The 24,977-nt window shown below is 70.0% G+C and carries 22 protein-coding genes; 9 read left to right on the top strand and 13 right to left on the bottom strand.

The window, feature by feature from the left end; genetic code table 11:
* Positions 1 to 27 precede the first annotated feature (27 nt).
* The 5 genes from K8O92_01020 to K8O92_01000 form a co-directional block, all read right to left on the bottom strand.
* Positions 28 to 810 (bottom strand): MerR family transcriptional regulator, encoded by a 783-nt coding sequence (locus tag K8O92_01020; GenBank protein UAK32655.1) that lies wholly within the window; start codon positions 808 to 810, stop codon positions 28 to 30.
* Positions 811 to 903: 93 nt separating this feature from the next.
* Positions 904 to 2,409, bottom strand: a complete 1,506-nt coding sequence (locus K8O92_01015) for an NAD(P)/FAD-dependent oxidoreductase (protein UAK32654.1) — start codon at positions 2,407 to 2,409, stop codon at positions 904 to 906.
* A gap of 11 nt (positions 2,410 to 2,420) precedes the next feature.
* Positions 2,421 to 3,341, bottom strand: a complete 921-nt coding sequence (locus K8O92_01010) for a ferritin-like domain-containing protein (GenBank protein UAK35360.1) — start codon at positions 3,339 to 3,341, stop codon at positions 2,421 to 2,423.
* A gap of 7 nt (positions 3,342 to 3,348) precedes the next feature.
* A complete protein-coding gene (locus K8O92_01005; GenBank protein ID UAK32653.1) occupies positions 3,349 to 4,251 on the bottom strand; it encodes an SDR family NAD(P)-dependent oxidoreductase in 903 nt (300 codons plus the stop codon).
* A 1-nt stretch (position 4,252) separates the two neighbouring features.
* Entirely contained in the window at positions 4,253 to 5,239 is a 987-nt protein-coding gene (locus K8O92_01000) for an alpha/beta hydrolase (protein ID UAK32652.1), read from the bottom strand.
* Positions 5,240 to 5,329: 90 nt separating this feature from the next.
* On the opposite strand from K8O92_01000, the gene K8O92_00995 reads away from it, so the two are divergent.
* The gene (locus tag K8O92_00995) at positions 5,330 to 5,911 is read left to right on the top strand and encodes a GrpB family protein (GenBank protein ID UAK32651.1); all 582 of its coding nucleotides are present in this window, start codon (positions 5,330 to 5,332) and stop codon (positions 5,909 to 5,911) included.
* Between the two features lie 47 nt (positions 5,912 to 5,958).
* Here the strand turns inward: K8O92_00995 and K8O92_00990 are convergent, their stop codons facing one another.
* Both K8O92_00990 and ligD read right to left on the bottom strand, forming a co-directional pair.
* A complete protein-coding gene (locus K8O92_00990) occupies positions 5,959 to 6,909 on the bottom strand; it encodes a D-isomer specific 2-hydroxyacid dehydrogenase family protein (protein UAK32650.1) in 951 nt (316 codons plus the stop codon).
* A 112-nt stretch (positions 6,910 to 7,021) separates the two neighbouring features.
* Positions 7,022 to 7,990: a non-homologous end-joining DNA ligase gene (ligD, locus tag K8O92_00985; protein UAK32649.1), complete on the bottom strand. Its 969-nt coding sequence runs from the start codon at positions 7,988 to 7,990 to the stop codon at positions 7,022 to 7,024.
* Positions 7,991 to 8,114: 124 nt separating this feature from the next.
* On the opposite strand from ligD, the gene K8O92_00980 reads away from it, so the two are divergent.
* Both K8O92_00980 and K8O92_00975 read left to right on the top strand, forming a co-directional pair.
* Positions 8,115 to 8,354: a hypothetical protein gene (locus K8O92_00980; GenBank protein ID UAK32648.1), complete on the top strand. Its 240-nt coding sequence runs from the start codon at positions 8,115 to 8,117 to the stop codon at positions 8,352 to 8,354.
* 62 nt (positions 8,355 to 8,416) lie between these two features.
* Entirely contained in the window at positions 8,417 to 8,659 is a 243-nt protein-coding gene (locus K8O92_00975; protein ID UAK35359.1) for a hypothetical protein, read from the top strand.
* 42 nt (positions 8,660 to 8,701) lie between these two features.
* On the opposite strand, the gene K8O92_00970 is transcribed toward K8O92_00975, so the two are convergent.
* From K8O92_00970 to K8O92_00945, 6 genes are all read right to left on the bottom strand, one after another.
* Positions 8,702 to 10,834 carry a RecQ family ATP-dependent DNA helicase gene (locus K8O92_00970; GenBank protein ID UAK32647.1) on the bottom strand — a complete coding sequence of 711 codons (2,133 nt, stop codon included), beginning with the start codon at positions 10,832 to 10,834 and terminating at the stop codon, positions 8,702 to 8,704.
* 186 nt (positions 10,835 to 11,020) lie between these two features.
* Positions 11,021 to 11,950 (bottom strand): alpha/beta hydrolase, encoded by a 930-nt coding sequence (locus K8O92_00965; protein UAK32646.1) that lies wholly within the window; start codon positions 11,948 to 11,950, stop codon positions 11,021 to 11,023.
* Between the two features lie 235 nt (positions 11,951 to 12,185).
* Positions 12,186 to 13,409: an RtcB family protein gene (locus tag K8O92_00960; GenBank protein ID UAK32645.1), complete on the bottom strand. Its 1,224-nt coding sequence runs from the start codon at positions 13,407 to 13,409 to the stop codon at positions 12,186 to 12,188.
* Between the two features lie 92 nt (positions 13,410 to 13,501).
* On the bottom strand, positions 13,502 to 14,581 hold the full coding sequence (locus K8O92_00955) for an amidohydrolase family protein (GenBank protein ID UAK32644.1): 1,080 nt from the start codon (positions 14,579 to 14,581) through the stop codon (positions 13,502 to 13,504).
* 1 nt (position 14,582) lies between these two features.
* Entirely contained in the window at positions 14,583 to 15,953 is a 1,371-nt protein-coding gene (locus K8O92_00950) for a glutamine synthetase family protein (GenBank protein UAK32643.1), read from the bottom strand.
* A gap of 52 nt (positions 15,954 to 16,005) precedes the next feature.
* Positions 16,006 to 16,884 carry a ribokinase gene (locus tag K8O92_00945; GenBank protein UAK32642.1) on the bottom strand — a complete coding sequence of 293 codons (879 nt, stop codon included), beginning with the start codon at positions 16,882 to 16,884 and terminating at the stop codon, positions 16,006 to 16,008.
* Positions 16,885 to 16,995: 111 nt separating this feature from the next.
* Here K8O92_00945 and K8O92_00940 point away from each other — a divergent pair, with 111 nt between their 5' ends.
* The 6 genes from K8O92_00940 to K8O92_00915 all read left to right on the top strand — a co-directional run bounded on the left by K8O92_00940 (position 16,996) and on the right by K8O92_00915 (position 24,879).
* Positions 16,996 to 18,261 carry a glutamate-5-semialdehyde dehydrogenase gene (locus K8O92_00940; protein UAK32641.1) on the top strand — a complete coding sequence of 422 codons (1,266 nt, stop codon included), beginning with the start codon at positions 16,996 to 16,998 and terminating at the stop codon, positions 18,259 to 18,261.
* Between the two features lie 85 nt (positions 18,262 to 18,346).
* Positions 18,347 to 19,228 (top strand): MoxR family ATPase, encoded by an 882-nt coding sequence (locus tag K8O92_00935; GenBank protein UAK32640.1) that lies wholly within the window; start codon positions 18,347 to 18,349, stop codon positions 19,226 to 19,228.
* A gap of 3 nt (positions 19,229 to 19,231) precedes the next feature.
* Positions 19,232 to 20,659 carry a VWA domain-containing protein gene (locus K8O92_00930; protein ID UAK32639.1) on the top strand — a complete coding sequence of 476 codons (1,428 nt, stop codon included), beginning with the start codon at positions 19,232 to 19,234 and terminating at the stop codon, positions 20,657 to 20,659.
* A 9-nt stretch (positions 20,660 to 20,668) separates the two neighbouring features.
* Complete coding sequence (locus K8O92_00925; GenBank protein UAK32638.1) at positions 20,669 to 21,028, top strand: MmcQ/YjbR family DNA-binding protein; 360 nt, start codon at positions 20,669 to 20,671, stop codon at positions 21,026 to 21,028.
* 36 nt (positions 21,029 to 21,064) lie between these two features.
* A complete protein-coding gene (locus tag K8O92_00920; protein ID UAK32637.1) occupies positions 21,065 to 22,915 on the top strand; it encodes an HSP90 family protein in 1,851 nt (616 codons plus the stop codon).
* Positions 22,916 to 22,917: 2 nt separating this feature from the next.
* Positions 22,918 to 24,879 carry a hypothetical protein gene (locus K8O92_00915; protein UAK32636.1) on the top strand — a complete coding sequence of 654 codons (1,962 nt, stop codon included), beginning with the start codon at positions 22,918 to 22,920 and terminating at the stop codon, positions 24,877 to 24,879.
* The last annotated feature ends 98 nt before the right edge of the window (positions 24,880 to 24,977 follow it).

The following is a 24,977-nucleotide window of genomic DNA, read 5'->3' as shown; positions in this document are numbered from 1 at the left end:
CGAAGGTCGGCAGCACTCTGCGCTTGTCTAGGAGGGTACGTCGCGCCCGGGTTCGCTGCGCTGTTTCTCCCGCTCGGCCGCCGTGGCGAGATAGTCGCCGAGTTCGCGCCGGAGCGTGACGTCCATCGACCGGGCGAGCGTCGCGTGCACCGAGGCGACCGCCAGCTCGCGCATCTTGTTGAGCATCGTTGTGGTCTCGGCGATTTCGTTGCTGGTGTCCGGCAGCCAGCCGGGGCCGTGCTCGTCGATGATGTGCTGCTTGGCGGCGGTGATCATGATGTGGGTGATGTCATCGATCCGATCGGCCACCTTGGCGTAGATCTCGATGAGCGTGCGCAGTTCGAGCCCGTACTCGTGCAGCTCGGCGAACGAGGTGAGCAACTGGGTTTCGGTGAACACCACCGTGTCGCCTTCGAGCCGCACCAGCTTCATCTCGCGCAGCCGGTCGACCAGCTCGTCGGCCTCCGCGCCGAGGATGGTGCCGATCAGCTCGCGGGGCACCTCGAACGTCTCGTCCTTGGCCCAGGACGCCGTCACGGCGTGTTGCAGGCCGAGCACCTCGGTCAGGTCCTTGCCGGTCTCCCAGCTGGTGATGAAGTCGGCGATGTGCGCGGTGGTGAAGCCGCGCTGCAGCAGCGCATCGATCAGGCGCAGCCGCTCCAGGTGCGCGTCGTCGTAGATGCTGGCCCGGCCGTCCTTGCCGACCGGCGGCGGCAGCAACCCGCGTTCCTGGTAGGCGCGCACGTTGCGGGTGGTGGTGCCCGCGGCGCGCGCGAGGTCATCGATCCGGTACTCCGGCGTCGACCTCACCTCCCTCGCTGACCACGGCGCCGACGGACCGGCGGCACGCTTTGCACTCGCTGCGGACCGAGTCTATCGTCCGCGCCGCCGGTCCCGCGGCACTCAGGAAACCGGTGCCACCCGCTGTCGCCGCTGGTCGGCGGTCTGTTCGACCACGAGGTAGTCGTCGAGATCGACCGCGCGCAGCTGATGGACATACTGGGTGGCGAACCCCGGATACATGGTCGCGTTGAAGCCGTCCTCGGTGAGATACCAGCTGCGGCATCCCGAGTTCCAGGTGGTGGCGGCGAGCTTGCGCTGGATGGCGGCGTTGTAGCGATCCTGCCGATCGCGCCGTACGTCCAGCATGCGCAGATCCCGGTCCAGGATGAGGCCGATCGCGCCGACGAGGTAGTCGATCTGGGCTTCCATGTAGACCAGCGCGGAATTGTGCCCCGGCCCCGAATTCGGTCCGAACGTGAGATACAGGTTGGGATATCCGGAGACCGCGACGCTCTTGTAGGCGTAGGCCCCGCGCGACCATTCGTCGGCGAGAACCCGGCCGTCGCGCCCGACCACCGGAATGGGGGTCCCGGTCTTGGAGACGTCGAATCCGGTCGCGAAGACGATGCAGTCCGCCTGGTGTTCGATACCCTCCGCGGTGCGGATGCCGTGCTCGGAGATCCGGGCGATCGGCCAGGTGATCAATTTGCAGTTGTCCCGTTGCAGGGCGGGGTAGTAGTCGTCGGTCATCAGCAGGCGCTTGCAGCCCGCGCGGAAGTCCGGGGTGAGCTGACGGCGCAGCCACGGGTCCTTCACCTGTCTGCGCAGCTGTGCCTTGCCGACCAGCTCGACCACCCTGGTCAGCGGCGTGTTCCAGACCACGCCCAGTGCCACCGACTCGTGTCCGTAGAACCAGGCGCGCCGAGCCAGCTGTTCGGCGGTGGGCACCCGGCGGTAGAGCTCCTTGGTCAGGCCGTTGGTCCGTCGGTCGACCCGGGGCAGCACCCAGCCGGGCGTGCGCTGGAACACCTTCACCGAGTCGGCTTTGTCCACCAGCTCCGGGATGATCTGGACCGCGCTGGCCCCGGTGCCGACGACCGCGACCCGTTTGCCGGTGAAGTCGTAGTCGTGATCCCACCGGGCGCTGTGGATCTTGTGGCCGCGATAGGTCTCGATGCCCCGGATATCCGGAAGACTGGCGTTGGCCAGCGGCCCGGAGGCCAGCACCACGGTGCGGGCGAGGATCGGGTGCGCGTGGCCCTCGACGGCGATCTCCCAGGTCCCGGCCTGCTCGTCGAACGCGATGCCGGTGACGTTGTGCCCGAACCGCAGGTGCGGACCGAGCCGGAATTCCGCGGCCATCGCCTCGATGTAGCCGAGGATCTCGTTGCTTCCGGAGTAGGTGCGTGACCAGTTCGGATTCGGCGCGAAACTGTAGGAGTACAACCGCGACGGAATGTCGCACGCCGCACCCGGATAGGTGTTGTCGCGCCAGGTGCCGCCGATCGCGGTGCCGCGCTCGAAGATCGCGAAGTCGTTGATTCCGCGCTGCTTCAGGCGGATGGCCGTGCCGATGCCGGCGAACCCGCCGCCGATGACGGCGACGTCGAGGGTGTGCGTGCTCATCGTATTCCCTGTCATGCGGCGGGCTCGTAGGTCAATTCCTTCGACCACGTCGGGTTGTTGCGCAGCAGCGCCCTCGGCAGCAACCCGGTGACCTTCACCAGCGCGTCGGCCACCAGGTGGTAGGGGTGCCCGCGGTCGATCACCCAGCCGCCGTGGGTCTTCACGATCTGGTACATCGGAAGCCTGCGGGCGAATTCGCTGCGCTCGCCGACGTTCGCGTACCGCTTGAGCGCGCCGTAGAGCTTCTCCTCGTCGACGCCCATCGCGACGATGTTGTCGCGCATCTTGTTCAGCAGCGGCACGTAGCTCAGCACGCCGATGATCAGCGAGGGCTTGGCCCAGCCGCCGACCAGGTCGATGAGCAGCTTGCGCATCTCGGCGTGCCCGAGCAGGTCCATCACGGCGAAATCGACGGCCAGGTGGCGGGATTCGTCGGAGTTGATCCTCTTGAACGCCGCCTGACAGACCGGGTCCTCGATCTCGTCCATGATGAACTTGATCAGGGCGCCGTCCAGCGCGACCTCCAGCATGGGGATCACGGTGCCGAGGAGCGACAGCGACATGTCGTCGGAGTACTTGTCCAGGAAGTCGATCACCAGCTTGACGTTGACGTTCGGCTGCGGGATCTCGTCACCGTCGAGCATGCCCCACCGGCGCATCAGCGCCAGCTCGGCGTTGGCGTGCTTCTGTTCCTCGGCGTGGAAGTAGCGGTAGATCTCGCGCAGCGTCTCCGTCGGCGCCTTCTTGGCCATTGCCGCGAAGCCGCGCGCGCCGACGTTCTCGATCCACATCAGATCGGCCATGAACGGCTTGAGCTTGGCGTGCAGTTCGGGCGTGATCGTCTCGGCGCCCGGTGCGTCCCAATCGATGTCGGCCAGCGCCCACTGGCGGTCCTTGATCTTGCGGAGCATGTCGTCGAAGTCCATCGCGATGGCCATGTCAGACTCCTGTCTTGTCGGTGACCGAGGTGCGGTCGGTGGTGGTCGAGTCGTCCTGTGGCAGCAGCCGCTCCAGGAGTCCGAGGACGTAGGTGTATTGGGCGGGGAAGTGCCGCTTGAGCAGCCATACGACGTGCGCGTCCAGCTGGGGCAGCACATAGAGCTGCCCGCGGTCGTGCGCGTCCAGGGCGGTGCGTGCGACGCGTTCGGGGGAGAATCCGGTCCAGCGCATGAGGAAGTCGGCCAGCTGCGCGGATTCCTTGGTGATCCGGCCGTCCCTGGCGACGTTCGTACGAACGAACGTCGGGCACAGGACCGTGACCGCGACGCCGGTGCCGCTCAGTTCGGCGGCCATGGTCTCCGACAGCGACAGCACGCCCGCCTTGGACACGTTGTAGGCGGCCATCGAGGGGGCGGCGGCGAATCCGGCCGCCGAGGCGACGTTGATGATGCCGCCGGTCCCGGCGGCGCGCAGGCGTGGGGCGAAGATCTCGCAGCCGTGCACCACGCCCCACAGGTTGATGCCCAGCGCCCACTGCCAGTCCTGGAAGCCGATGCGTCCGACGGGTTTTCCGCCGATGCCGACGCCCGCGTTGTTGATCACCAGACTGACCGGGCGCTCGAACAGCGTCTCGGCGAAGCGGGCGAGCAACTCCACGTCCTCGCGTTGCGCCACGTCGCAGCGGAATGCGTGCGCCGCGCCCGGATGGGCGCGTTCGATCAGGGCGACCGTTTCGTCGGCGCGCGCCTCATCGATGTCGGCGCAGATCACGCGGCCGCCGCGGGCCGCGATCTCCATCGCGAACGCCCGGCCGATGCCGCTGCCCGCGCCGGTGACCACGGCTCGCGCGCCGTGGGTGCGCCGGGTGCGGCCCAGGGCCACCAGTTTCTCGAGTCCGAACATCTCAGCTCACCTTTTTCGTGCCGGAGGTAGCGACCAGCGCCGCGCGCAGGAAGTCGGCGGCGCGGGCGAGGGCCTGGTCGGCCTCGGGCACCACCATGGGAAGGGCTTGGAAGACGTGCAGTTGCCCCGGCCAGATCTCCAGCTCGCAGGTGCCGCCCGCCCGCCGGACCATCTCGCACAGCGCCTGCGCGTCGGCGCCGAGCATCTCGGTGCCGCCGACTTGCACGAGGATCGGCGGCAGCGCGAGACCGTGCGGGATGGTCAGCCGCAGGCGCGCCGCGTCGGCGGGATGGCCGCTGGTGTAGGCCGCGGGCAGCCTGCGCGCGGCCGCGGCGGAGATCAACGGATCGGACCGGAGACGTTCCCGCTCGGCCGCCAAGCCGAGGGTCAGATCCAGCAGCGGGGAGAACATCGCGACGGCGGCGGGCTGGGAGCGGCCGTTCCGCCCGTTCTCGACCAGCAGGTCCAGCGCCAGGTGCCCACCCGCGGAATCGCAGGCGATCACCATGTCCTCCGGGGCGATGCCACGGCCGAGCAGCCAGCGGTAGCCGGCCTCGATGTCGTCGGCCGCGGCTGGGAACCGGTGCTCGGGCGCGAGCCGGTAGTCGGTGAGGAACACCGGAAGCCCGGTCTTCTTCGAAAGCCGGGCCGCGAGACCACGATGTGTGCGAGCCGAGCAGATCACGTACCCGCTGCCGTGGATGTAGTAGACGGCCCGTGTACCGAACGGCACGCCGGCCGCCCGGACCCACTCGCCGCGCACCGCGCCCGACCGGACCTGGGTGACGGAAGTACCGGGTGGAACGGGACCGCCGACGGCCATCAGTGTGGCGATGAGCTTGCGTGCGAACCAGACACCGGGGGCATTCATCGGTACCGCGCAGTTCACCGGCCGCAATCCGAGCCGGGTCGCCGCAGCGGCGACGGTGGCGCGGGGCGAGGGCACGGCGGGAACGCCGGGGACCGAGGTCCTCGTTGACCTTGTCATGCGTCCAGAATCAGTGATGAATGTGCCAGTTGTCAATGGCACATTCCAAGAAGGCTGATTGGTGGTGCGCGGCCCGCCTTAAGGTGACATGTGGCCACAATGGACGACGACGACATCGCGGCGGTGACCATCGGCGAGTTGGAGCCCTACGCGGTCGAGGTCGTGCTGGAGGATTACAACCCCGCCTGGCCGAGTTGGTACGCCGAAGAGAAAGCCGCGATAGGCGCGGCGCTCGGCGGCGTGGCCCTCCGAATCGAGCACACCGGCTCCACGTCGGTGCCAGGTCTCGCGGCGAAGCCGTTGATCGACATTCTGCTGCTCGTTCCCGACACCGCCGACGAAGCCGCCTATATTCCGGCGCTCGAGGCCGCCGGGTATTCATTGCGGATACGGCAGGTGGACTGGTACCAGCATCGCTGTCTCGTCCGGCGGGTGGAAAGCGGTGCGCCGCGCAATGTGAACCTGCACGTGCTCTCGCCGGAGTCGGGCGCGGTGGAGATCGAGCGAATCCTCGCCTTCCGGGATCGGTTACGCGCGAACGACGACGACCGGCGTTACTACGAGCGGACCAAACGTCAACTGGCCCTTCGTGAGTGGAAGTTCGTGCAGCACTACGCGAACGCCAAGAGCGCGGTCATCGAGGAGATTCTCGGACGTGCGCTGTCCGGTTGACGATTGCCTGCCGGGACGTGATCGGGCTGATGCCCGCATGATTTTTGTCAGTACCCGCGCGCCGGATCGACCGGCGCCAGCAGCGGGCGGCCTTGGACGAATCGCTCGACGTTCTCCTCGACGTGATCGGCGAACGCCGCCAACCGCAGCTGGGGTGGGTTCGAATCATGCGGCGTGATGATGGCATTGGGCAGCGACCAGAGCGGATGACCCGCAGGCAGGGGCTCGGGATCGGTGACGTCGAGCCCGGCGCCGCCGATCGCGCCGCAGGCCAGCGCCGCCACCAGCGCGTCGGTGTCGATGAGGCTGCCGCGCGCGACGTTGATGATCCACGAGGACGGCTTCAACCGAGCGAGTTCGTCCGCGCCGATGAGATGCCGGGTAGCGGGAGTCGCGGGAGCGGCGACCACCACGTGATCGGTGTGCGGCCAGATCCGGCCCAGATGGCCGGCGGAAATCGTCTCGACCGACGGCGGAATGCCGGGGCCGGTGACCGGCCGCCCACTCCGGTTCACCGCGATGACGTGCGCGCCGAGCGGAATCAGCATCGGGATCAGCGCGCGGCCGATGCCACCGGCGCCGACGATCGTCACCGTCTTGCCGCGCAGCGTGCCTACATGCGGAAAGAAGTCCTGTTGCCGCCAGTCCGCGGCGCGCAGATGCTCGGGCAGGTACCGCACGCCCGCGAGCAGCAGCATGAGCGCGTGCTCGGCCACGCTCGCCGCGAAAGCCCCTGCGGCCGAGGTGAATCGGACGCCGGGATGCCTGGCGATGACGCCCGCGGTGAACCAGTCCTCGATGCCCGCGGCCGGAAGCTGCACCCACTCCACACCGGCAGGCAGGTCCTGCGGGAACTCGTCGGGTTCACCGACCCAGACCAGCCCCTGCGCCTCGTCGAGGTCGGAGACGGTGGCGCACGCCTCCACCACGGCTTTCTCCACCAGAGTGGGAGGAGGGTCGGTGGGGCCGATCGCGATGGTTACTGCCGGTCGGTTCATGGACGGACCTCCTTCGGAGCAGTAGGACGTGGTCGCGGGGGGTGAACGTTGCGACCGTAGCACCGCCCGGCATGCACCGGCCGGTGTGCTCGTTCCAGGCGCCCGGTCAGCTCTAGGCCCCGCTCTGCTCGTCGTCGAGCTCCACGTCCACCTTGTCCCGCTCGGCCCAGTCCAGGAGAGGATCCAGGTGGAACACCGCGTCGTCCATGCCCGCGTGCAGATCGCCGAGTTCGGCGAAACGCGGGGGAACGGAGGACATGGTGAAGTCGCGCGGGTCGATGTCGGGAATTTCGTCCCAGCGTACCGGGGTGGAGACCGTCGCGGCGGGGACGCCGCGCACCGAGTAGGCGGCGGCGATGGTGTGGTCGCGAGCGTTCTGGTTGTAGTCGACGAACAGCGTCTGCGGGTCGCGGTCGCGCCGCCACCAGGTGGTGGTCACGTCGTCGGGTGCGCGGCGCTCGACCTCACGGGCGAACGCGAGCGCCGCCCGGCGCACGTCCTGGAATCCCCAGTGCGGCGCGATCCGGACGTACACGTGCAGGCCCCTGCCGCCGGAGGTCTTCGGCCACCCGACGGCGCCGATCTCGTCGAGCACCTCGTGCACCACCCCGGCGACGCGCCGCACCCGCGACCAGGGGCATTCCGGCATCGGGTCGAGGTCGATGCGCCACTCGTCCGGACGCTCGGTGTCGGCGGCGCGGGAATTCCACGGATGGAACTCGACCGTCGACATCTGCACCGCCCAGATGACGTCGGCGAGTTTGTCGACGCACAGCTCGTCGGCGTGCCTGCCGTAGCGCGGAAAGAACACCCGCACAGTCGGAATCCAGTCCGGCGCGCCTGCGGGAAGCCGCTTCTGATGAACCTTGTCGCCCGCCAGGCCCTTGGGGAACCGGTGCAGCATGCAGGGCCGGTCACGCAGCGAGTTGACAATGCCGTCCCCGACACTCAGGTAGTACTGCACCAGATCGAGCTTGGTCGCGCCGGTCTCCGGGAAGTACACGCGGTCGGGGTTGGAAATACGGACTGTGTGGTCGCCGACTTCGAGCTCGATCGCCGACCCGGTGGATTTGGAGGCCACGGGTCGACCTTAGTGGGAGATCCGTAGGAAGTCCGTCCACAACCCGGAGCGAAGGCGATGCGGCCGCACAAACCGTGCTCGGGCTGGGTTCCCGGCATCGCACCGCTCTGGTATGCATACCGGTATGAGCAAGGCGACGCGTGTGACCGTCACACTGGACCCCCAGGTGGCCGAATGGGCCAGGGAAGCCGCCGATCGCCAGAACCGCAGCCTGTCGTCGGTGATCAACGCCGCGCTGCGCACCACGCTCGTGCACGACAGCCTGACCGCGCTGGTCATCGACGAGGAAGCCGAACTGGCCGCCGCATACGACGAAGTGGCGCTCACCCAGGCCGCCGAGGACGACGCCAGCGGCGCCGCATGAAACGCGGTGAGGTCTGGCGCTACGCCCCGACGCTCAGTGACGGCACACCTTTTCCCCGGCGCATGACGGTCGTATTGGTGTCCGATTCGGCGGTGATCACCTCGCGCTATCGCTGGCTGCACGTCGTCCCGCTGCGCGCCGCCGACCCCGGCCACGTGCTGGCCACCCACACCGAGCACGGCTGGGCAGACACCCTCGAACTGCACCGCGCCTATCGCCCGTGGCTCACCGAATACCTCGGTGTGCTCACCGCGTCCGAAACGGAATCCCTCGACGCGCGCCTGCGGGCGACGCTGAGTCTGTGAATCCAGCGCCTGCGGCGGCGCATGCTCAGCTGTACGGCGCCGTTACGTCGGGGTGGCCAGGGCGAAGGGCAGGATGGCGTCGGCTCCCGCGGCTCGGAGCGCGTGGGCGGCGACGGTGAAAGTCCAGCCGGTGTCGGTGATGGCGTCCACGAGCAGGATCGGGCCCGGCACGTCGGTCAGGTCGGGGATCTCCCAGGAGTCGAACAGTCCGGCCACGCGATGTGCGGAGTTGGCCGCGGAGACCGGCGGCCTGCCCGGCCGGGTGCGCAGGGTGCCGAGGTCGCGCAGGCGGCCGACTTCGGCGAGCCGTGCGGCGAGAGTGGCGGTGAGAACCGGGTAGCGCGGGGACTCCATCGCGAGCACCGAGGTGGGGCGAGCTGCCCAATCCCACTCGCGCAGAACGGCGACGCAGGCGTCGAAGACCGCGTCGGGGACCGGGTCGTCCGGGCCGTCGAGCAGCGCTCGCAGCCGCTGCCCCCAGCCGAGGTCGGTCAGCCTGCCCAGTACGCGGCCGGTCTCGGCGCCGCCGCTGATCTTGCCGGACAAGGGAATTCCCAGCTTGGCCATGCCGGTGGGCCACTGCTTGCGCGGCGCGAGATCCAGGCCGGGGCGGTCGAGGCGAGCCTTGGTCGCGGCGACCGCGTCGGCAGCCACGGTGCGGTCGGGACGGCTGCCGGTGCAGTTGTCGCAGCGGCCGCAGCCGGGCGAATCCGCCGGTTCCGCGGACAGTCCCGGGTCGTCGAGCTGGCGGCGCAGGAACTCCATGCGGCAACCGGCGGTCGACTGATAGTCGATCATGGCCTGCTGCTCGGCCTCCCTGGCGATGGACAAGCGCTCGTAGCGCTCGGTGTCGTAGGTCCAGGGGCGGCCGGTGGCGATCCAACCGCCGCGCACGCGGCGCACCGCACCGTCGACGTCGAGCACCTTCAACACCATCTCCAGCCGGGAGCGGTTCAGCTCCACCAGCGGCTCCAACGCCGCGGTGGACATCGCTCGTTCGGAATCGAGCGCCTCGAGGACGGCGCGCACGATGTGCTCGCGCGGGAAGGCGACGGAGGCGAAGTAGCTCCAGATCCGCGCGTCCTCGGGGCCGGGAAGCAAGACCACCTCGGCCCGGTCGGTGCCGCGTCCGGCCCGTCCCACCTGCTGGTAGTAGGCGATAGGGGAGGAGGGCGCACCGACGTGCACCACGAACCCGAGGTCGGGCTTGTCGAACCCCATGCCGAGCGCTGAGGTGGCGATGAGTGCCTTGACCTCGTTGTTCAGCAGCGCCGCCTCCAGCGCCTCGCGTTCTGCGGGGTCGGTCTGGCCGGTGTAGGCGGCGACGGTGTGGCCGTGGGAGTTCAGCACATCGGCCAGGTCGTGCGCGGCGGCGACGGTGAGCGTGTAGACGATGCCGGAGCCGGACAGCCGGTGCAGGTGACCGCTGAGCCAAGCGGTGCGTTCCACAGCGTCGTCGAAGCGCACCACCGACAGGTGCAGCGACTCGCGATCCAGCGTGCCGCGCAGCACCAGGGTGTCGGTGCCGATCTGGGTGGCGACGTCGGTGACCACCCGGTCGTTGGCGGTCGCGGTGGTCGCGAGCACCGGGACATCCGAGCCGAGATCGGCGATCAGCGTCCGGATGCGCCGGTAGTCCGGCCGGAAGTCGTGGCCCCAGTCCGAGACGCAGTGCGCTTCGTCGATCACCACCAGCCCGGCGTCGGCCGCGAGCCGGGGCAGCACCTGGTCCCGGAAGTCCGGGTTGTTCAACCGCTCCGGGCTGACCAGCAGCACGTCGACCGCTCCGGCGGCGACCTGAGCGTGGATCTCGTCCCACTCGGTGACATTGCCGGAGTTGATCGTGGCGGCGACCACCCCGGCGCGCTGCGCCGCCGCGACCTGGTTGCGCATCAGCGCCAGCAGCGGCGACACGATCACCGTCGGCCCGCGTCCGGCCCTGCGCAGCAGCTTGGCGGCGATGAAGTACACCGCCGATTTTCCCCAGCCGGTGCGCTGCACGACCAGCGCCCTGCGCCGCCTGACGACGAGCGCCTCGATGGCGGTCCACTGGTCCTCCCGCAGCCGAGCGCCGGTCCCGGCCAGCTCGCGCAACAGCTGTTCGGCGTGCTCGCGCAGGTCGGGGGCGGTGAGGTCGATCGAAGACGCATCGGTCGCCTGGGTCATGCGCTCCATCGTGCCCCACGCCTGCGACAGGCGGCGGCCCGGCCGACCGCCGCCGCGATCGACCGGGCCGACGCCACACGGCCCGTCTGTCGCGGCTGTCCACTGGCACGGGGTCCTCGGCCACGCGAGCGGCGTTGTCCGGCTCGTCATGGGAATCTCCGGCGACTCGGAGCGCCGACGAGGCGGCGACCGTGTTCAGGCGGGCCGCGCGGTCGCCGCGGCCAACTCGATCAGCCGGGTCCGGACCAGGTCCGGACGCTCTTCCACGATGAAGTGGCCGCAGTCCTGGACCAGTTCCAGGCGGTAGTCCTCGGCGCGCGCGGTCTCCTCGGACGCGAGGGAAGGATGCACCGCCGCGTCCTCGACTCCGAACAGGGTGCGAATCGGGATCCGCGCTCGGCGTCGTTCGCCACGTCCGGCCGAGCGCGGGACTTCGCGCAGCAGGAAAGTGCGGTAGGTGTCGGTCGCGGCGCGGGCGCAGACGGGGTCGCGGAAACGGTCCGTGTACACGCGAATCGCCTGGGGTCCGAACTTCTCGCGGTCGCGTATCGCGCCGGCGAAGACGAGTTCCAAGAAGCGGGTGTGCCGGTGCAGGTAGGCGCCGAAGGCCGCGATGGGCGGTTGGTACACCAGCAACCGCCACGCATGCGGGAGAAAGCTGCGCGGCGTCTGCCACGGGTGGGCGATATTGAGCGCCAGCAGCGCGTCGAATCGTTCCGGTTCCCGCAACACGAGCAGGTGGGCGTTATAGCCGCCCCAATCGTGGCCGACCAGCAGGACGCGGTCCAGCCCGAGTGCGTCCAGCAGTGCGAGCAGGTCGGAGGCGACGTCGTCTTTGGCCCACCGGTGCGGCGCGGGACCGGACCAGCCGTAGCCGGGCAGGTCGGGCGCGATGATCCGCAGCCCTTCCGGCGGATCGGCCAGCAGGTGACGGTAGGCGTAGTGATGCTCGGGCCAGCCGTGCAGCGCGAGCACCGGGCGTCCGTCCGCCGGACCAGCCTCGGTGACGTGGAAACGCACGCCGCGGGCGCTCACGTTCGAGCGCCGCACGCCCGGGATCTCCGGCGGGCCGGCCGCCGGGTCGGACTCCGGAGCGGGTGAGAAGAACCAAGGCCGCCAGGGCATAAGCGATGGTATCGAGGAAGTCGCCCGGGGCGGGCCCTATCGGGCCCCGAGTGTCGCAGCGGCGGCAGCACCTCGCCATCGTGGTCGGGACGCTCATCGGCCTGGTGGTGACGGCGATCGGAACCAGCTCGGCTGCCCGAACGAGCCGAATTCGCCGCCACCTCGAGGCGGCACGGGCCGTGAGTTCACGCCGGGCGAGCACGATGCGCCCGGCGCGAAGTCGGCAACGCGACGTTCAGCCCTTGACGCAGAGTACCTGGCGCAGCGTCGCGACCACGTCGACCAGATCCCGCTGTGCGTCGATGACTTCGTCGATGTCCTTGTACGCGGCCGGGATCTCGTCCACCACGCCCGCGTCCTTGCGCGACTCGACGCCCTCGGTCTGGGCGATGAGATCGGCCACGGTGAACTGCTTCTTGGCCGCGTTGCGGCTCATCCGCCGTCCCGCGCCATGCGAAGCCGACTGGAACGAAGCCGGATTCCCCTTGCCGCGCACGACGTAGGAGCGGGTACCCATCGAGCCGGGGATCAGCGCCAGATCACCCGCGCCCGCCCGCACGGCGCCCTTGCGGGTGACCAGCATCGGCACGCCGTCGATCAGTTCTTCCGCCACGTAATTGTGGTGGCACGAAATCGGCTGCTCGAAACGGACTCCGCGATCGGCGAATTCGGCGGCGACCGCACGGCAGACCAGGGCCAGCATCACCGCGCGGTTGCGCGCCGCGTACTCCTGCGCCCAGGTGAGGTCGCGCCGGTATGCCTCCATCTCCGGCGTGCCGGAGACGAAGACCGCCAAGTCGCGGTCGGGCAGATCGACGTTGTGCGGCAACGTCCGCGCGATCGCCATGTGCCGCTCGGCGAGTTCCTTGCCGATGTTGCGGCTGCCGGAGTGCAGCAGGATCCACACCCCCTCGTCGGAGTCCAGGCAGACCTCGATGAAGTGGTTGCCGCCGCCGAGCGTGCCCATCTGCTTGTGCGCCTGGGACTCTCGCGACTGCACCCGGGCGTCCAGCGCACCGAACGAACCCCAGAAGCGGTCCCAGCCGGCACGCAGCGTCGCTGTGCTCGCGCCGAGCCCCGCGACCTGGGAACCGAGGCGGGTGACGTCGACGGCGTCGTGATGAGCTTGGAAGCCGACCGGCACCGCCGCCTCGATCCGCGCCCGTAGCGAACGCAGGTTGTCGGGCAGGTCCGCCGCGGTGAGGTCGGTGCGCACGCTCTCCATGCCGCAGCCGATGTCCACGCCGACCGCGGCGGGCGACACCGCGTCCCGCATCGCGATCACCGAGCCGACCGTGGCCCCTTTGCCGAGGTGCACGTCCGGCATGACACGGACGCCGTGGACCCATTTCAGCGCGGCGATGTTGCGCAGCTGCTGGAGCGCGGCCTGCTCGACCTCGTGCTCGTGGGCCCACATCAGCGTCTGCGCCTTGGTGCCGCGCAGCTCGACGGGAAACATGATCGATCCTTCCGTTGGTCTTCCATATCAACGGTAGGGACCCACGGCGCGCGGCGCACCCGATTATCCGGCCGGCCGGAATGGGTCGCAGATCACCTGGCGGTGTGCTCGAACCGCGCGCGATAGACGCGCTCGGCATTCCCGTGGGCGATGGCGCCGACCAGGGCTTCGGCGTCGGCGGTCGTGATCGCGTCGTCGGCGATCCACTCGTCGATGAGCTCGCCCAGCCCGCGCCGCCAGAGCAGGGCGCCCAGGTAGTGCAGCTCGGCGAGTCCGTAGCCGTCGGAGGAGTAGCACAGCGATCGGAAGGGAGCCAGTTCCAGCGTCTCGGCGAGCACGGCCCCGGCCCGTCGGCCCACGTAGGGGATGGTGAGGCCCAGATCCAGATGGACGTGGTCGAAGACGTGCGCGAGGTAAGCCGCATGGCGATGGAAGGGCCAGCAGTGCAGCAGCATCACCGACAACCCGGTGCCCACGCTGCGGCGCAGGAAGTCGGTGAGCAGCAGGGGGTCGCCGCGCCGCAGACGCAGATCGGGGTCGCCGAATCCGGTATGGAACTGCAAGGGGAGACCGAGTTCGGCGCCGATCCGCGCGCCGAGACCGACCAGCCAGCCGAGGACCTGTGGATCGGTGAGCCGGTGTTGCGGTGCGAAGCTGGTCGGTGGATGATCTCGCAGCGGGAAGTCCAGTCCGCATCGGTAGGCGACGATCGTCTTCAGCCCGACGGCGTCGGCCGCTCGCGCACGCAGCTGCGCCTCGATCCGCTCGTAGACACCCGAGACCGCGCCGACCTGCGCGATCACTTGCTCGGCCACCTCCTCCAGCCGGACGACCTCCCGCACCTCGCCGTCCGCAAGCGCGGCGAAGTCCGCTGTGCCTCCGCCGATCCCGGTATCCAGGAACCATCGGGTCACGCCGGTCGCGCGCAGCAGCCGCGCGGCGACCTCGTGCGCGCCGAGCCGGTCGCGATGACGCAGGTAGACGTCCGGGCTGACATGCGCGGGCAGGTCGAGCGCGGGGGCGCACCAGCGGCGCACCGCCAGCCCGATCGCGGAATCGAAGCTCCCGTGCGCGCCTTCGCCGAGCAAGCTCTCGAAGCCCGGTCGATCCAAGGTGCGGGTGTGGACGCCGTGACAGTGGTGGTCGGTGAGCTGGACACCGTCGGTGAGCATGTCAGAACCGCCACCGCGTCAGGGCGGCCAGTTCTTCGGGGCTCGCGGCGGCGTACCGCTCGGCTTCGGCCCGGCGCACGGTGAGCAGCGCGTCGTGCAGTTCGGCGCCCATCGCCTCGGCGAGCACTCCGGACGCGGCGAGATGGTCGGCGGCTTCTGCCGGTGTGGTGGGAAGTCGGCGCACATCCGACATCATGCGTGCTTCGGCGTCGAAAGTCGCGGGGTCCCCGGTTATTTCGGCGGGCAGGCACAGCTGTTCGGCGACGCCCGCGAGCCCGGCCGCGATCACCGATCCGACGATCAGGTACGGGTTTCCGGTCGCGTCGAGGCATTTGACCTCGGCGTTGGCCGCCCACGGCTCGGTGCCGCGCACCCCGGTGACGAAGCGCAGCGCGGCCTCTCTGGTCTCGTGTCCCCAGCACTGCCAGACCCCCGCCCAGCGCGACGGCTCCAACCGCAGGAAGCTCGCCGGATTGCCCGCGCCGACGGCGACCAGCGCGGGCAGTTCGCGCAGCACTCCGGCCAGGAACGCCTCGCCGGTCCGCCGCATGCCGTGTGGTCCGTCGCCGCCGGCGAACAGCGGTCCGTCGTCGTCGGTCACCGACAGGTGCAGGTGCGCTCCGGAGCCGGAGCCGCCCGGTTCGATGCAGGGCCCGAGCAGCGCTCGCCAGCCGTGCCGCAGGCTCACTTGACGGATCGTGTGCCGGACCAGCACGGCCCGGTCCGCGGCGGCGACCGGCTCGGTCGGTTCGACCGACAACTCCAGTTGCGCGAGCGCGTATTCCGGGTGGAACTGGGCGACGGCGACGCCTTGCCGTTCCAGCGCCGTGACCAGGTCGTCGGCGTACTCGGCGACCTGCCCGAGGCGCACTATGCCGTAGGCGGGGCCGTGGATCGCGGGAGTGAAGCCGTCGGTGCCGTCGGCGCGTCCCACCGCCCATTCGGTCTCGAAGGCCATGGACAACCGCAGTCCGGCCGCCTGCGCCGCCGCCGTCTGGCGCGCCGCGAAGTGCCGCTGGCAGGCGACGAAGCGGGTGCCGTCCTGGGTGTACTTGTCGGTGGGCGCCCACGCCCAGCCGGGCTGGCAGGCCAGCTCGGTCAGCATGGCCGGATCGGGGATGAGCCGCAGATCGCCGTCCGGCCCGCCGAGATAGCGCCCAACCGCCATCAGATCGTCGAAGGCAAAAGTCTCGAAGCACGGCGACACGCCGACGCCGTACCGGGCCGCCAGGTCCAGCCGCCGCCTGGGCACGGCCTTCACACGCGTGATGCCCGCGTTGTCCACGAAGCTCAACGCGACCATGGATACGTCCAGCCCCTCGATCGGCGCGGTGCCGCCGTCGGCGGGGATGCGATCCGGCGTGGTGGCCATGCCCGACACGATATCGGCTCGGCCGCACCGGTAGCCGCCGCGGCGCGCCTGGCTACTCGGCGGCCAGTGCGGCGGTGATCTCCTCTTCGGTGGGAATCGAACTGCTCGCCCCCAGCCGGGTCGTCGCCAGCGCTCCCGCGGCACAAGCCCAGGTCAGCGCCCATTCGGGGCCGCGATGCCAGGCCGCGGCCAGCGCACCGGTGAAGGCGTCGCCCGCTCCGGTGGTGTCGACCACGTTCACCCGCGGGCTGGGCCGGGTCAGCCGTGCGCCGTCCGGGCCGCGATAGTCCGCGCCCGCCGCCCCACGGGTGACCACCACGTGCGCGACCGTGTCGAGCGCCGCGCCCAGGTGCGCGGCCTCGCCCGAATTCACCACGGCCACATCGATGTTCGCCCACAGCTCGGCGGGTACGGTGCGCACCGGCGAAGGGTTCAACAGCACCGTCGTGTCGTGTGCGCGGGCGTGGCGCGCCGCGGCTGCCACCGTGTCGACCGGAATCTCCCACTGGCACAACAGGATATCGGCGGCCGCGATCGCCGCCAGGTCGTCCTCGGTCAGCTCGGTCATCCGCGTGTTGGCGCCGCCGACGACGATGATGCTGTTCTCGCCGTCGCCGTCGACCACGATCGTGGCGACGCCGCTCGGCCCGGCTACGGTGCGCAGCCGGTCGGCCGACACCCCGGCGTCCGTGAGTGTCCTGCTCAGTGCGCCGGCGAAGACGTCGTCGCCGACCGCCCCGAGGAAGCGCACCTCTCCACCCGCGCGCCGTGCCGCTATGGCCTGATTCGCGCCTTTCCCGCCGGGCACCATGGCGAAGCCGCTACCGAGCACCGTCTCACCGGGGGCGGGCCTGTGGTCGGTCGTGGTCACCAGGTCCATGTTGATGCTGCCCAGCACCACGATCGCCGGAGCGTTCGATTCGACCGTCATATCGCCGGAAGGTAGTCGCCCGGTCGGTGTCACGCACGCGGGCTCGCGCCCGCGCCACCGCGCGGCACAGCGGGTGGGATCGGCGGCGCCGCTGATGCGTAGGCTGTACCCATGACGGTAGGAACGACCACCCAGCCGGATGTTCGCGAGGTGGTGCACGAGGCCGCGCGCAAGGCCCGGGTCGCGTCGCGGGCGCTGGCCCGGCTGACGACCGCGCAGAAGAACGACGCCCTGCATGCCGCCGCCGACGCGTTGCTGGCCGCCGCCGACCGCGTGCTCGCCGCCAATGCCGAGGACATCGCCGCGGCGCAGGCCGCGGGCACCGAGGATTCGCTGCTGGACCGGCTGCGGCTGACCAAGCCCCGTATCGACGGCATCGCCTCGGGATTGCGGCAGGTGGCCGGGCTGCCCGACCCCGTCGGTGTGGTGGTGCGCGGCTCGACCCTGCCCAACGGGCTGGAGATCAAGCAGGTGCGCGTGCCGCTCGGCGTGGTCGGAATGGTGTACGAGGCCCGGCCGAACGTCACCGTCGACGCGTTCGGGCTCGCGCTCAAATCCGGCAACGCCGCCCTGCTGCGCGGCTCGTCCTCGGCGGCCCGGTCGAATGCCGCCCTCGTGGCCGTGCTGCGCGAATCGCTCGCCGCGCAGGATATCCCGGCCGACGCCGTGCAGTTGCTGCCGAGCGAGGACCGTTCCAGCGTCACCCATCTGATCCAGGCCCGCGGCTTGGTCGACGTGGTCATTCCGCGCGGTGGCGCCGGGTTGATCAACGCGGTCGTGCGCGACGCGCAGGTGCCCACCATCGAGACCGGCACCGGCAACTGCCACGTCTACGTGCACGCCGCCGCCGATCTCGACATGGCCGAGCAGATCCTGATCAACGCCAAGACTCGCCGTCCCAGCGTGTGCAACGCGGCCGAGACCGTGCTGATCGACGCCGCGATCGCGGATACCGCGCTGCCGCGGCTCACCGCGGCCTTGGAGCGGCACGGCGTCACCATCCACGGTGACCTGCCGGGCCAGGTCCCGGCCTCCGACGCCGATTGGGGCGAGGAGTACCTCACCCTGGACATCGCGCTCAAAGTGGTCGACGGCCTGGACGCGGCAGTGGAGCACATCGAAACCTGGGGCACCGGTCACACCGAGGCGATCGTCACCGGTGATCTCGCCGCGGCGCGCGAGTTCACCGGCCGTGTCGACGCCGCCGCCGTGATGGTCAACGCCTCCACCGCGTTCACCGACGGCGAGCAGTTCGGCTTCGGCGCCGAGATCGGCATCTCCACCCAGAAGCTGCACGCGCGCGGCCCGATGGCCCTGCCGGAATTGACCTCCACCAAGTGGATCGTCTGGGGCGAAGGACAGATCCGGCCCGTCTGAGCCGCGAGCGTGGGCGTGAACGATGCCGAGTCGGCGTCGTCGCCGCGCTGCCGTAGCGTGGGGATGGTCGGAAGAAAGGTGCCGGGTGGTGTCGGAGAGCGCAGTACAGGAACCGGTCTTCTCGTCGGTGGAAGACGTGGTCGAACGGTTGGCGAGCACGGGCTACCTGGCGGACAAGGCCACCGCCACCTCGGTGTTCCTCGCCGACCGCTTGGGCAAGCCGCTGCTGATCGAGGGACCGGCGGGTGTGGGCAAGACCGAGCTGGCGCGCGCGGTCGCGCAGACTTCGGGCGCCGAGCTGGTGCGGTTGCAGTGCTATGAGGGCGTCGATGAGGCCCGCGCGCTGTACGAGTGGAACCACGCCAAGCAGATTCTGCGCATCCAGGCTTCCAGTGAGAACGACTGGGAGGAGACGAAGGCCGACGTCTTCACCGAGGAGTTCCTGCTCTCGCGCCCGCTGCTCACCGCGATCCGGCGCACCGACCCCACGGTGCTGCTGATCGACGAGACCGACAAGGCCGACGTCGAGATCGAGGGCCTGCTGCTCGAGGTGCTCAGTGATTTCGCGGTGACCGTGCCGGAACTGGGCACCATCACCGCCAGCCGCAAGCCGTTCGTGGTGTTGACCTCGAACGCCACCCGCGAGCTGTCCGAGGCGCTCAAGCGCCGCTGCCTGTACCTGCACCTGGATTTTCCCGACGAGGAGCTGGAGCGGCGCATCCTGGCCAGCCGGGTACCCGAGCTGTCGGCGGCGGTGGCCGCGCAGCTGGTGCGGATCGTGCACGTCCTGCGCGGGATGCAGTTGAAGAAGCTGCCCTCGGTGGCCGAGTCGATCGACTGGGGCCGGACCCTGCTCGCGCTCGGCTTGCGGGATCTGGACGACACGACCGTGCGCGCCACCCTCGGCGTGGTGCTCAAACACCAGAGCGACCACCAGCGCGCGCTGGCCGAACTGAAGCTGGCCTGAGCCATGGCGACCGGATCGGTCCCCCCGGATGTCGCGTCGCTGAGCGCGCCGCACGGGCTGGCGGGGCATCTGGTCGGCTTCGTGGAGGCGCTGCGAGCGCGGGGGATACCGGTCGGACCTTCGGAGACGGTAGATGCGGGCCGGGTGGTGACCGTGCTCGACCTGATGGACCGCGAGGTGCTGCGCGAAGGACTGGCCTGCGCACTGCTGCGGCGAACCACCCACCGGGCAACCTTCGACGGGCTGTTCGACCTGTGGTTCCCGGTCGCGCTCGGAGAACGCGCTCGCGCGGTGGACGAGGTCGAGATCCCGCACACGCCTGCCGGGCAGGTGGACATCCCCGCGCTGCGTGAGCTACTCGCCGAACTGCTGGCACAGGAGTCGGCGACCCCGCAGCTGGAGGCGCTGGCCGCGCAACTGGTCGAGCAACTCGGCCAGTACCAATCCGCCCGCGGTCCTTCGTTCTCGTCGTACCAGGCGCTGAAAGAGGTGCAGCCGCAGACGTTGCTGGCGAAGATCCTCGCGGGTATGGCCCTCGGACCGGATGCGAGCGAGTTCGACGCCGAAATCGCCCGGCGCGCCGCTCGGCAGCGCATCACCGGTTTCCGCGCGACCGTCGAAGCCGAGACGCGGCGGCGGGTCGCCGAACGGATCGGCCGCGAACGGGTGGCGACCTACGGAGTCGCCCGCCAAGCCGAGGACGTCGACTTCCTGCGCGCCTCGGAGGCCGAACTCACCGAGCTCAAGCGCAGTACCCAGCGGTTGGCCCGCATTCTGGCCGCGCGCCTGGCCGCACGGCGCAGGCACGCTCACCGCGGCGCCATCGATCTGCGCCGTACGTTGCGCGCGTCCATGTCGACCGGCGGGGTGCCCATTGCTCTCGTGCACCGCAAGCCGCGGCCGGGGCGCCCCGAACTGGTACTGCTGTGCGACGTCTCCGGTTCGGTGGCCGGCTTCAGCAGCTTCACGCTGTTGCTGGTGAGCGCGCTGCGCGAACAGTTCTCCCGGGTGCGTATCTTCGCCTTCGTCGACCAGATCGATGAGGTGACCCGATTCTTCGATCCGCACACCCAACTGGATCGGGCGATGGCCAGGATCTTCGGTGAGGCGAGCGTCGTCGGCCTGGACGGGCACTCCGACTACGGCAATGCGCTGGCCGGGTTCGCCAGGGATTTCCCGGACGCCGTCACGAGCCGCAGTTCGCTGCTGATCCTCGGCGACGCACGCACGAACTACCGTGATCCCGAGCTGAACACTTTGCGGTCGCTGGTCGGGGTCGCCAAGCACGCGCACTGGCTCAATCCGGAACCGCGCAATCAGTGGGGCTCCGGCGATTCCGCCGCGGACAAGTACCGCGAGGTGATCGAGATGCACGAATGCCGCTCGGCCAAACAGCTCACCGCGGTCGTCTCGCGGCTGCTGCCGGTGTAGGAGACGAGCATGGACGACGCCGCGCTGCTGCGCTATTGCCTGGCCAAGCCGGGCGCCTGGCAGGACGAGCCGTGGGAGGGCGACGTCGTCGCCAAGGTCGGCGACAAGATCTTCGCGTTCCTCGGCGCGACGTCGGTCGGCGTGAAATGTGGACGGACCCGCGAAGAGGCCGACGAACTGGTCCGGGTGTACCCGCAGGACGTGGCGGCGTCGGCCTACATCGGACGGTACGGCTGGAACGTCGTCCAGCTCGGCGGCGCCGTTCCGGACGACGAACTCTACGAGCTCGTCGACCTCTCCTACGAGGCCGTCGTGAGCAAGCTGCCGAAGAGCAAGCGCCCCAGCGCCGGACCGGAAAGCGTTCGTTAAGGGAACCTTTGGCGCGCGCCGACAAGATCGGCGGCCATGGTGAACAGTACGCCCAACGGTCCGGCGGCGGTGCACGACAACTATTCGTTCCAGGTCGACCTGCGCGGGATCGTCGATCTGCTCTCTCATCACCTCTACTCGAGTCCGCGGGTCTATCTGCGCGAGCTGCTGCAGAATGCCGTCGACGCGGTCACCGCGCGCGCCCGGCTGGATTCGGGCGCGCCCACCGCGATACGGCTCACCCTGGACGAGTCCGGCCTGCGCGTCAGTGATCCCGGCATCGGTTTGACCGAGACCGACGTCCACCGGTTCCTCGCCACCATCGGCCGCTCGTCCAAACGCGACGAGATCGAGGGCGCACGACGAGAGTTCCTCGGACAGTTCGGCATCGGACTGCTGGCTTGCTTCACGGTCGCCGAGACCATCCGGGTGGTCACCCGATCGGCCACCGACACGACCGCACCGCCTGTCGAGTGGTCGGCCTCCGCCGACGGCACGTACTCGGTGCGCTCGCTCCATCCGGGCGACCACGCCGAGCCGGGCACCACGGTGTGGCTCACTCCCCGCGGGGGAGCGCGGGCGTGGTTCCAGCCGCAACGGGTGATCGATCTGGCCCGTGAATTCGGCTCGCTGCTGCCCTATGCGGTGACGGTGGAGTCGGACGGCGTCGTGACGACGATCACCGACGGAGTTCCGGTCTGGCGGCGCGCGTATCCGACGGCGGGCGAGCGCAGGGCCGCTCTGCTCGAATACGGTCACCGGAGGCTGGGCTTCCAGCCGCTCGATGTGATCGACCTCGATGCCGGGGCTGCCGGGGTCAGCGGCGTGGCCTATGTGCTGTCCCAGCCGGGGAACCCGTCGGAGAGCAGCGCGCATCGGGTGTACCTGAAAGGAATGTTGCTCGGCGACGCGGTGCGCGGCGTGCTGCCGGACTGGGCGTTCTTCGTGCGCTGTGTGATCGACACCGACACGCTGCGGCCCACCGCGTCGCGGGAGGCGCTCTACGAGGACGAGCGGCTGGCCGTCGTCCGCGAGGTGCTCGGCGATCGGATCCGGGACTGGCTCACCGAGATCGCCGCCGAACAACCGCAGCGACTGGCCGCGTTCCTGTCGGTGCACGCACTCGGGGTCAAGGCGATGGCGGGCCATTCGGTCGACCTGCTGCGCATCATGCTGCCCCATCTGAGTTTCGAGACCACAGACGGGCGCGTGCCGCTCACCGAGTTCGCCCGCAATCACCGCACCGTGCGAGTGACCTCCACAGTCGAGGAGTTCCGCCAGGTGGCCTCTACCGCCGCGGCGCAGGGCATCGGCGTCGTCAACGGCGGCTACGCCTACGACCGCGAGCTGATCATGCAGCTGCCCCGGTTGCTGGCGGGCGTCGAAGTGGTCGAACTGGACGCCGACGCGATCACCGCGGCACTCGACCCGGTCGACCCGGACGACGAATTGGCGCTGGCCCGGGTACTCGCGCTGGCGCGCACCACGCTCGATCCGCTCTCTTGCGACGTGATCGTGCGAGCCTTCCATCCGGTCTCGGTGCCCGCGCTCTACCTCGACGGGCGCGCCGCCCGCAACGAACGGGCCAGGGCGCAGACGGCCGAGGACGCCGACGAACTGTGGACCGAGATCCTCGGCGCACTGGCGATCACCGCGCCGCGTGCGCAGCTCGTGCTCAACCACCGCAGCCCGATCGTGCGCAGGCTGGCCCGTATCGGTGACTCGGGCTTCCTGAAGACGGCGGTGGAATCGCTGTACGGCCAAGCCTTGCTGATGACCCACCGTCCGCTCAGCGCCGCGGATACGGCATTGCTCAACCGCGCCTTCGGCGAATTCCTCGGTTGGGCCACCCAGCGTGCCGCCGACCGCGGCGAAGAGACGGAGTGAGCATGGACGCCACCGAGATCAACGCGGCGCTGGGACAGGTCTACGCGCTGCCGCACGGCCGGACTCGGACCGAGCGGCTGGAAACATTGGCCGCGGCCGCGAAATCGGGAGCCGATCGCGCGCTCGAAGGCAGGGTGCTGCTGGAACTGGCGCAGTCCTACACCTACGCGGGCGAGCGCGATCTGGTGCCTGTCGCATACGGCAGGTTGCTGCGCATCTACGACGATCACCCCGCCGAGCTGGGCTCCATGACGCACTCGGTGCACTGGTACCTGAAATGGATGACCTGGGGAATGGTCGACAACCCGTCGATACCGTTGTCCACGATCGACCACTGGTTCGACGAGTTGGACAGCAGATATCGGCAGCGCGGCTACAGTCCGCGCCCGGTGCTGGCGCTGCGCTCCGAACTCGCGCGCAAGATCGGTGACAGCGCGGCCGCCGCCGCGTGGCTGGAAGCGGCGATGGCCGCTCCGCGCGACAGCATGTCCGACTGTGACGCCTGCGAACGCAGCGAGTGGGGCGTGACGAGCGTGCATTGCGGCGACGACGAGGGCGGGCTGGCGCACTGGCAACCCGTGCTCGACGGCGACCGGACCTGCGCCGAAGAACCGCACCGCGTGCTGGCCGAGGCCTTGCTTCCACTGGTGCGCACCGGTCGCGCCGCCGCCGCGCGCGGCGCCCACCTGACCGGGTACCCGCTGGTCCGGCACACCGAGGACCTCCGTCCCTCGGTGGCGCTGCACGTCGAATTCTGCGCGTTGACCGGTAACGAAGCGCGCGGGCTGGAGATCCTCGCCGAACACGCGAGCTGGCTGACCGATTCCGGCGCCGACGCGGGCGCGCGGCTGGCGTTCGCGACCGGCGTGTGCGTGCTGCTGCGCAGATTGGTGACGTTGCGGCTGGGCGACCTTCGCCTGGCGGGCGCGACGGTGGAGTCGGTGCGCGCGGATCTGGAAGTCGAGATCGGCGCGCTGTGCGCCCGCTACGACGCTCGCAACGGCAACGGCGCGGTCAGCTTGCGCACGGCCGCCCGGCTCGCCGCCGAGCCGCTGCTGGACCGGCTGCCACTCGGTTTGCGCAGCACACTGCCGCGCGCGGGACGCGGTCCCGGCAGCGTCGCGTCGGGCGACGACTTCTCCGGCGACCGGGCCGCGGAGGTGCGCAAGCTGTCCGAACTCGCCGCCGCCCGGCTCGCCGATACGCCCGAGGAGGCGGAAGCGCATCTGCGGGAAGCGCTCGCGCTCGGGACACCGGTACTGACCATGCAGGAGGCCGCCCGGTTGGGCGCGCAGCTGGTCATCGCCATCGCGAGCCAACCGGACCGTGAGCTCGATCTGGCCGACGCCGCGGTGCGCGCCGCCGCCCGCTGGGAGGGGCTGTCCGAACCGGACGTGCTGCATCACACCCTCGTCGCCGCGCGCGCGTTCCACCGCGCCGAGCGCCACGGCGAGGCCGTTGCCTTGTTCGAACAGGCTCTGGTCAGCGGCGCGCTCCCGTACCCGTCCGGCGAGCTGGCGGTGGTGCGCGCGCAGTTCGGCCGATCCCTGAACGCGCTGGACCGCCACCGCGACGCCGCGCGCCAATTTCTCGAAGGAGCACGGCTCGTCGAGCACGATCCGGAACGGACGCGTCTGCACGCCGACCTCGCCTCGTCGGCCGCCACCGCGCTCGAGTACTGCGGGCAGGAAGCGGAAGCCGTGGCGGCCTATCACCGCGCCGCCGAGCTGTGGGCCGGGCTGGGTGCGGTGGCGCAGCGGGCGCGGTGCCTGCGGTCGGCGGCCTGGCTCCAAGTGTTCCGCGAAGCCGATCCCCAACTGTGGCTCACATCGATGCGGGCGCTGACCAGCGAACTGGCCGAGTCGGCCGAACAGTCGGCCGAGGCGGCCGGGGAACTCGCGCACACCCGCGCTCAGCTGGCTCGAATGCTGCAGATCGGCGGCATCACCGAAACCACCGCCTGAGACGCCACCGGATACGCGGAGGGCTGGAGTGCGGGCGGGCGTCCCCAGTCGGGGGTCCGCCCGCTGACCGGCCCGTGGGGGCCGCACGCTACCCGTTA

The organism is Nocardia asteroides (assembly GCA_019930625.1).
Taxonomy (GTDB): domain Bacteria; phylum Actinomycetota; class Actinomycetes; order Mycobacteriales; family Mycobacteriaceae; genus Nocardia; species Nocardia sputi.
This window is presented reverse-complemented; position numbering and strand designations above follow the sequence as displayed.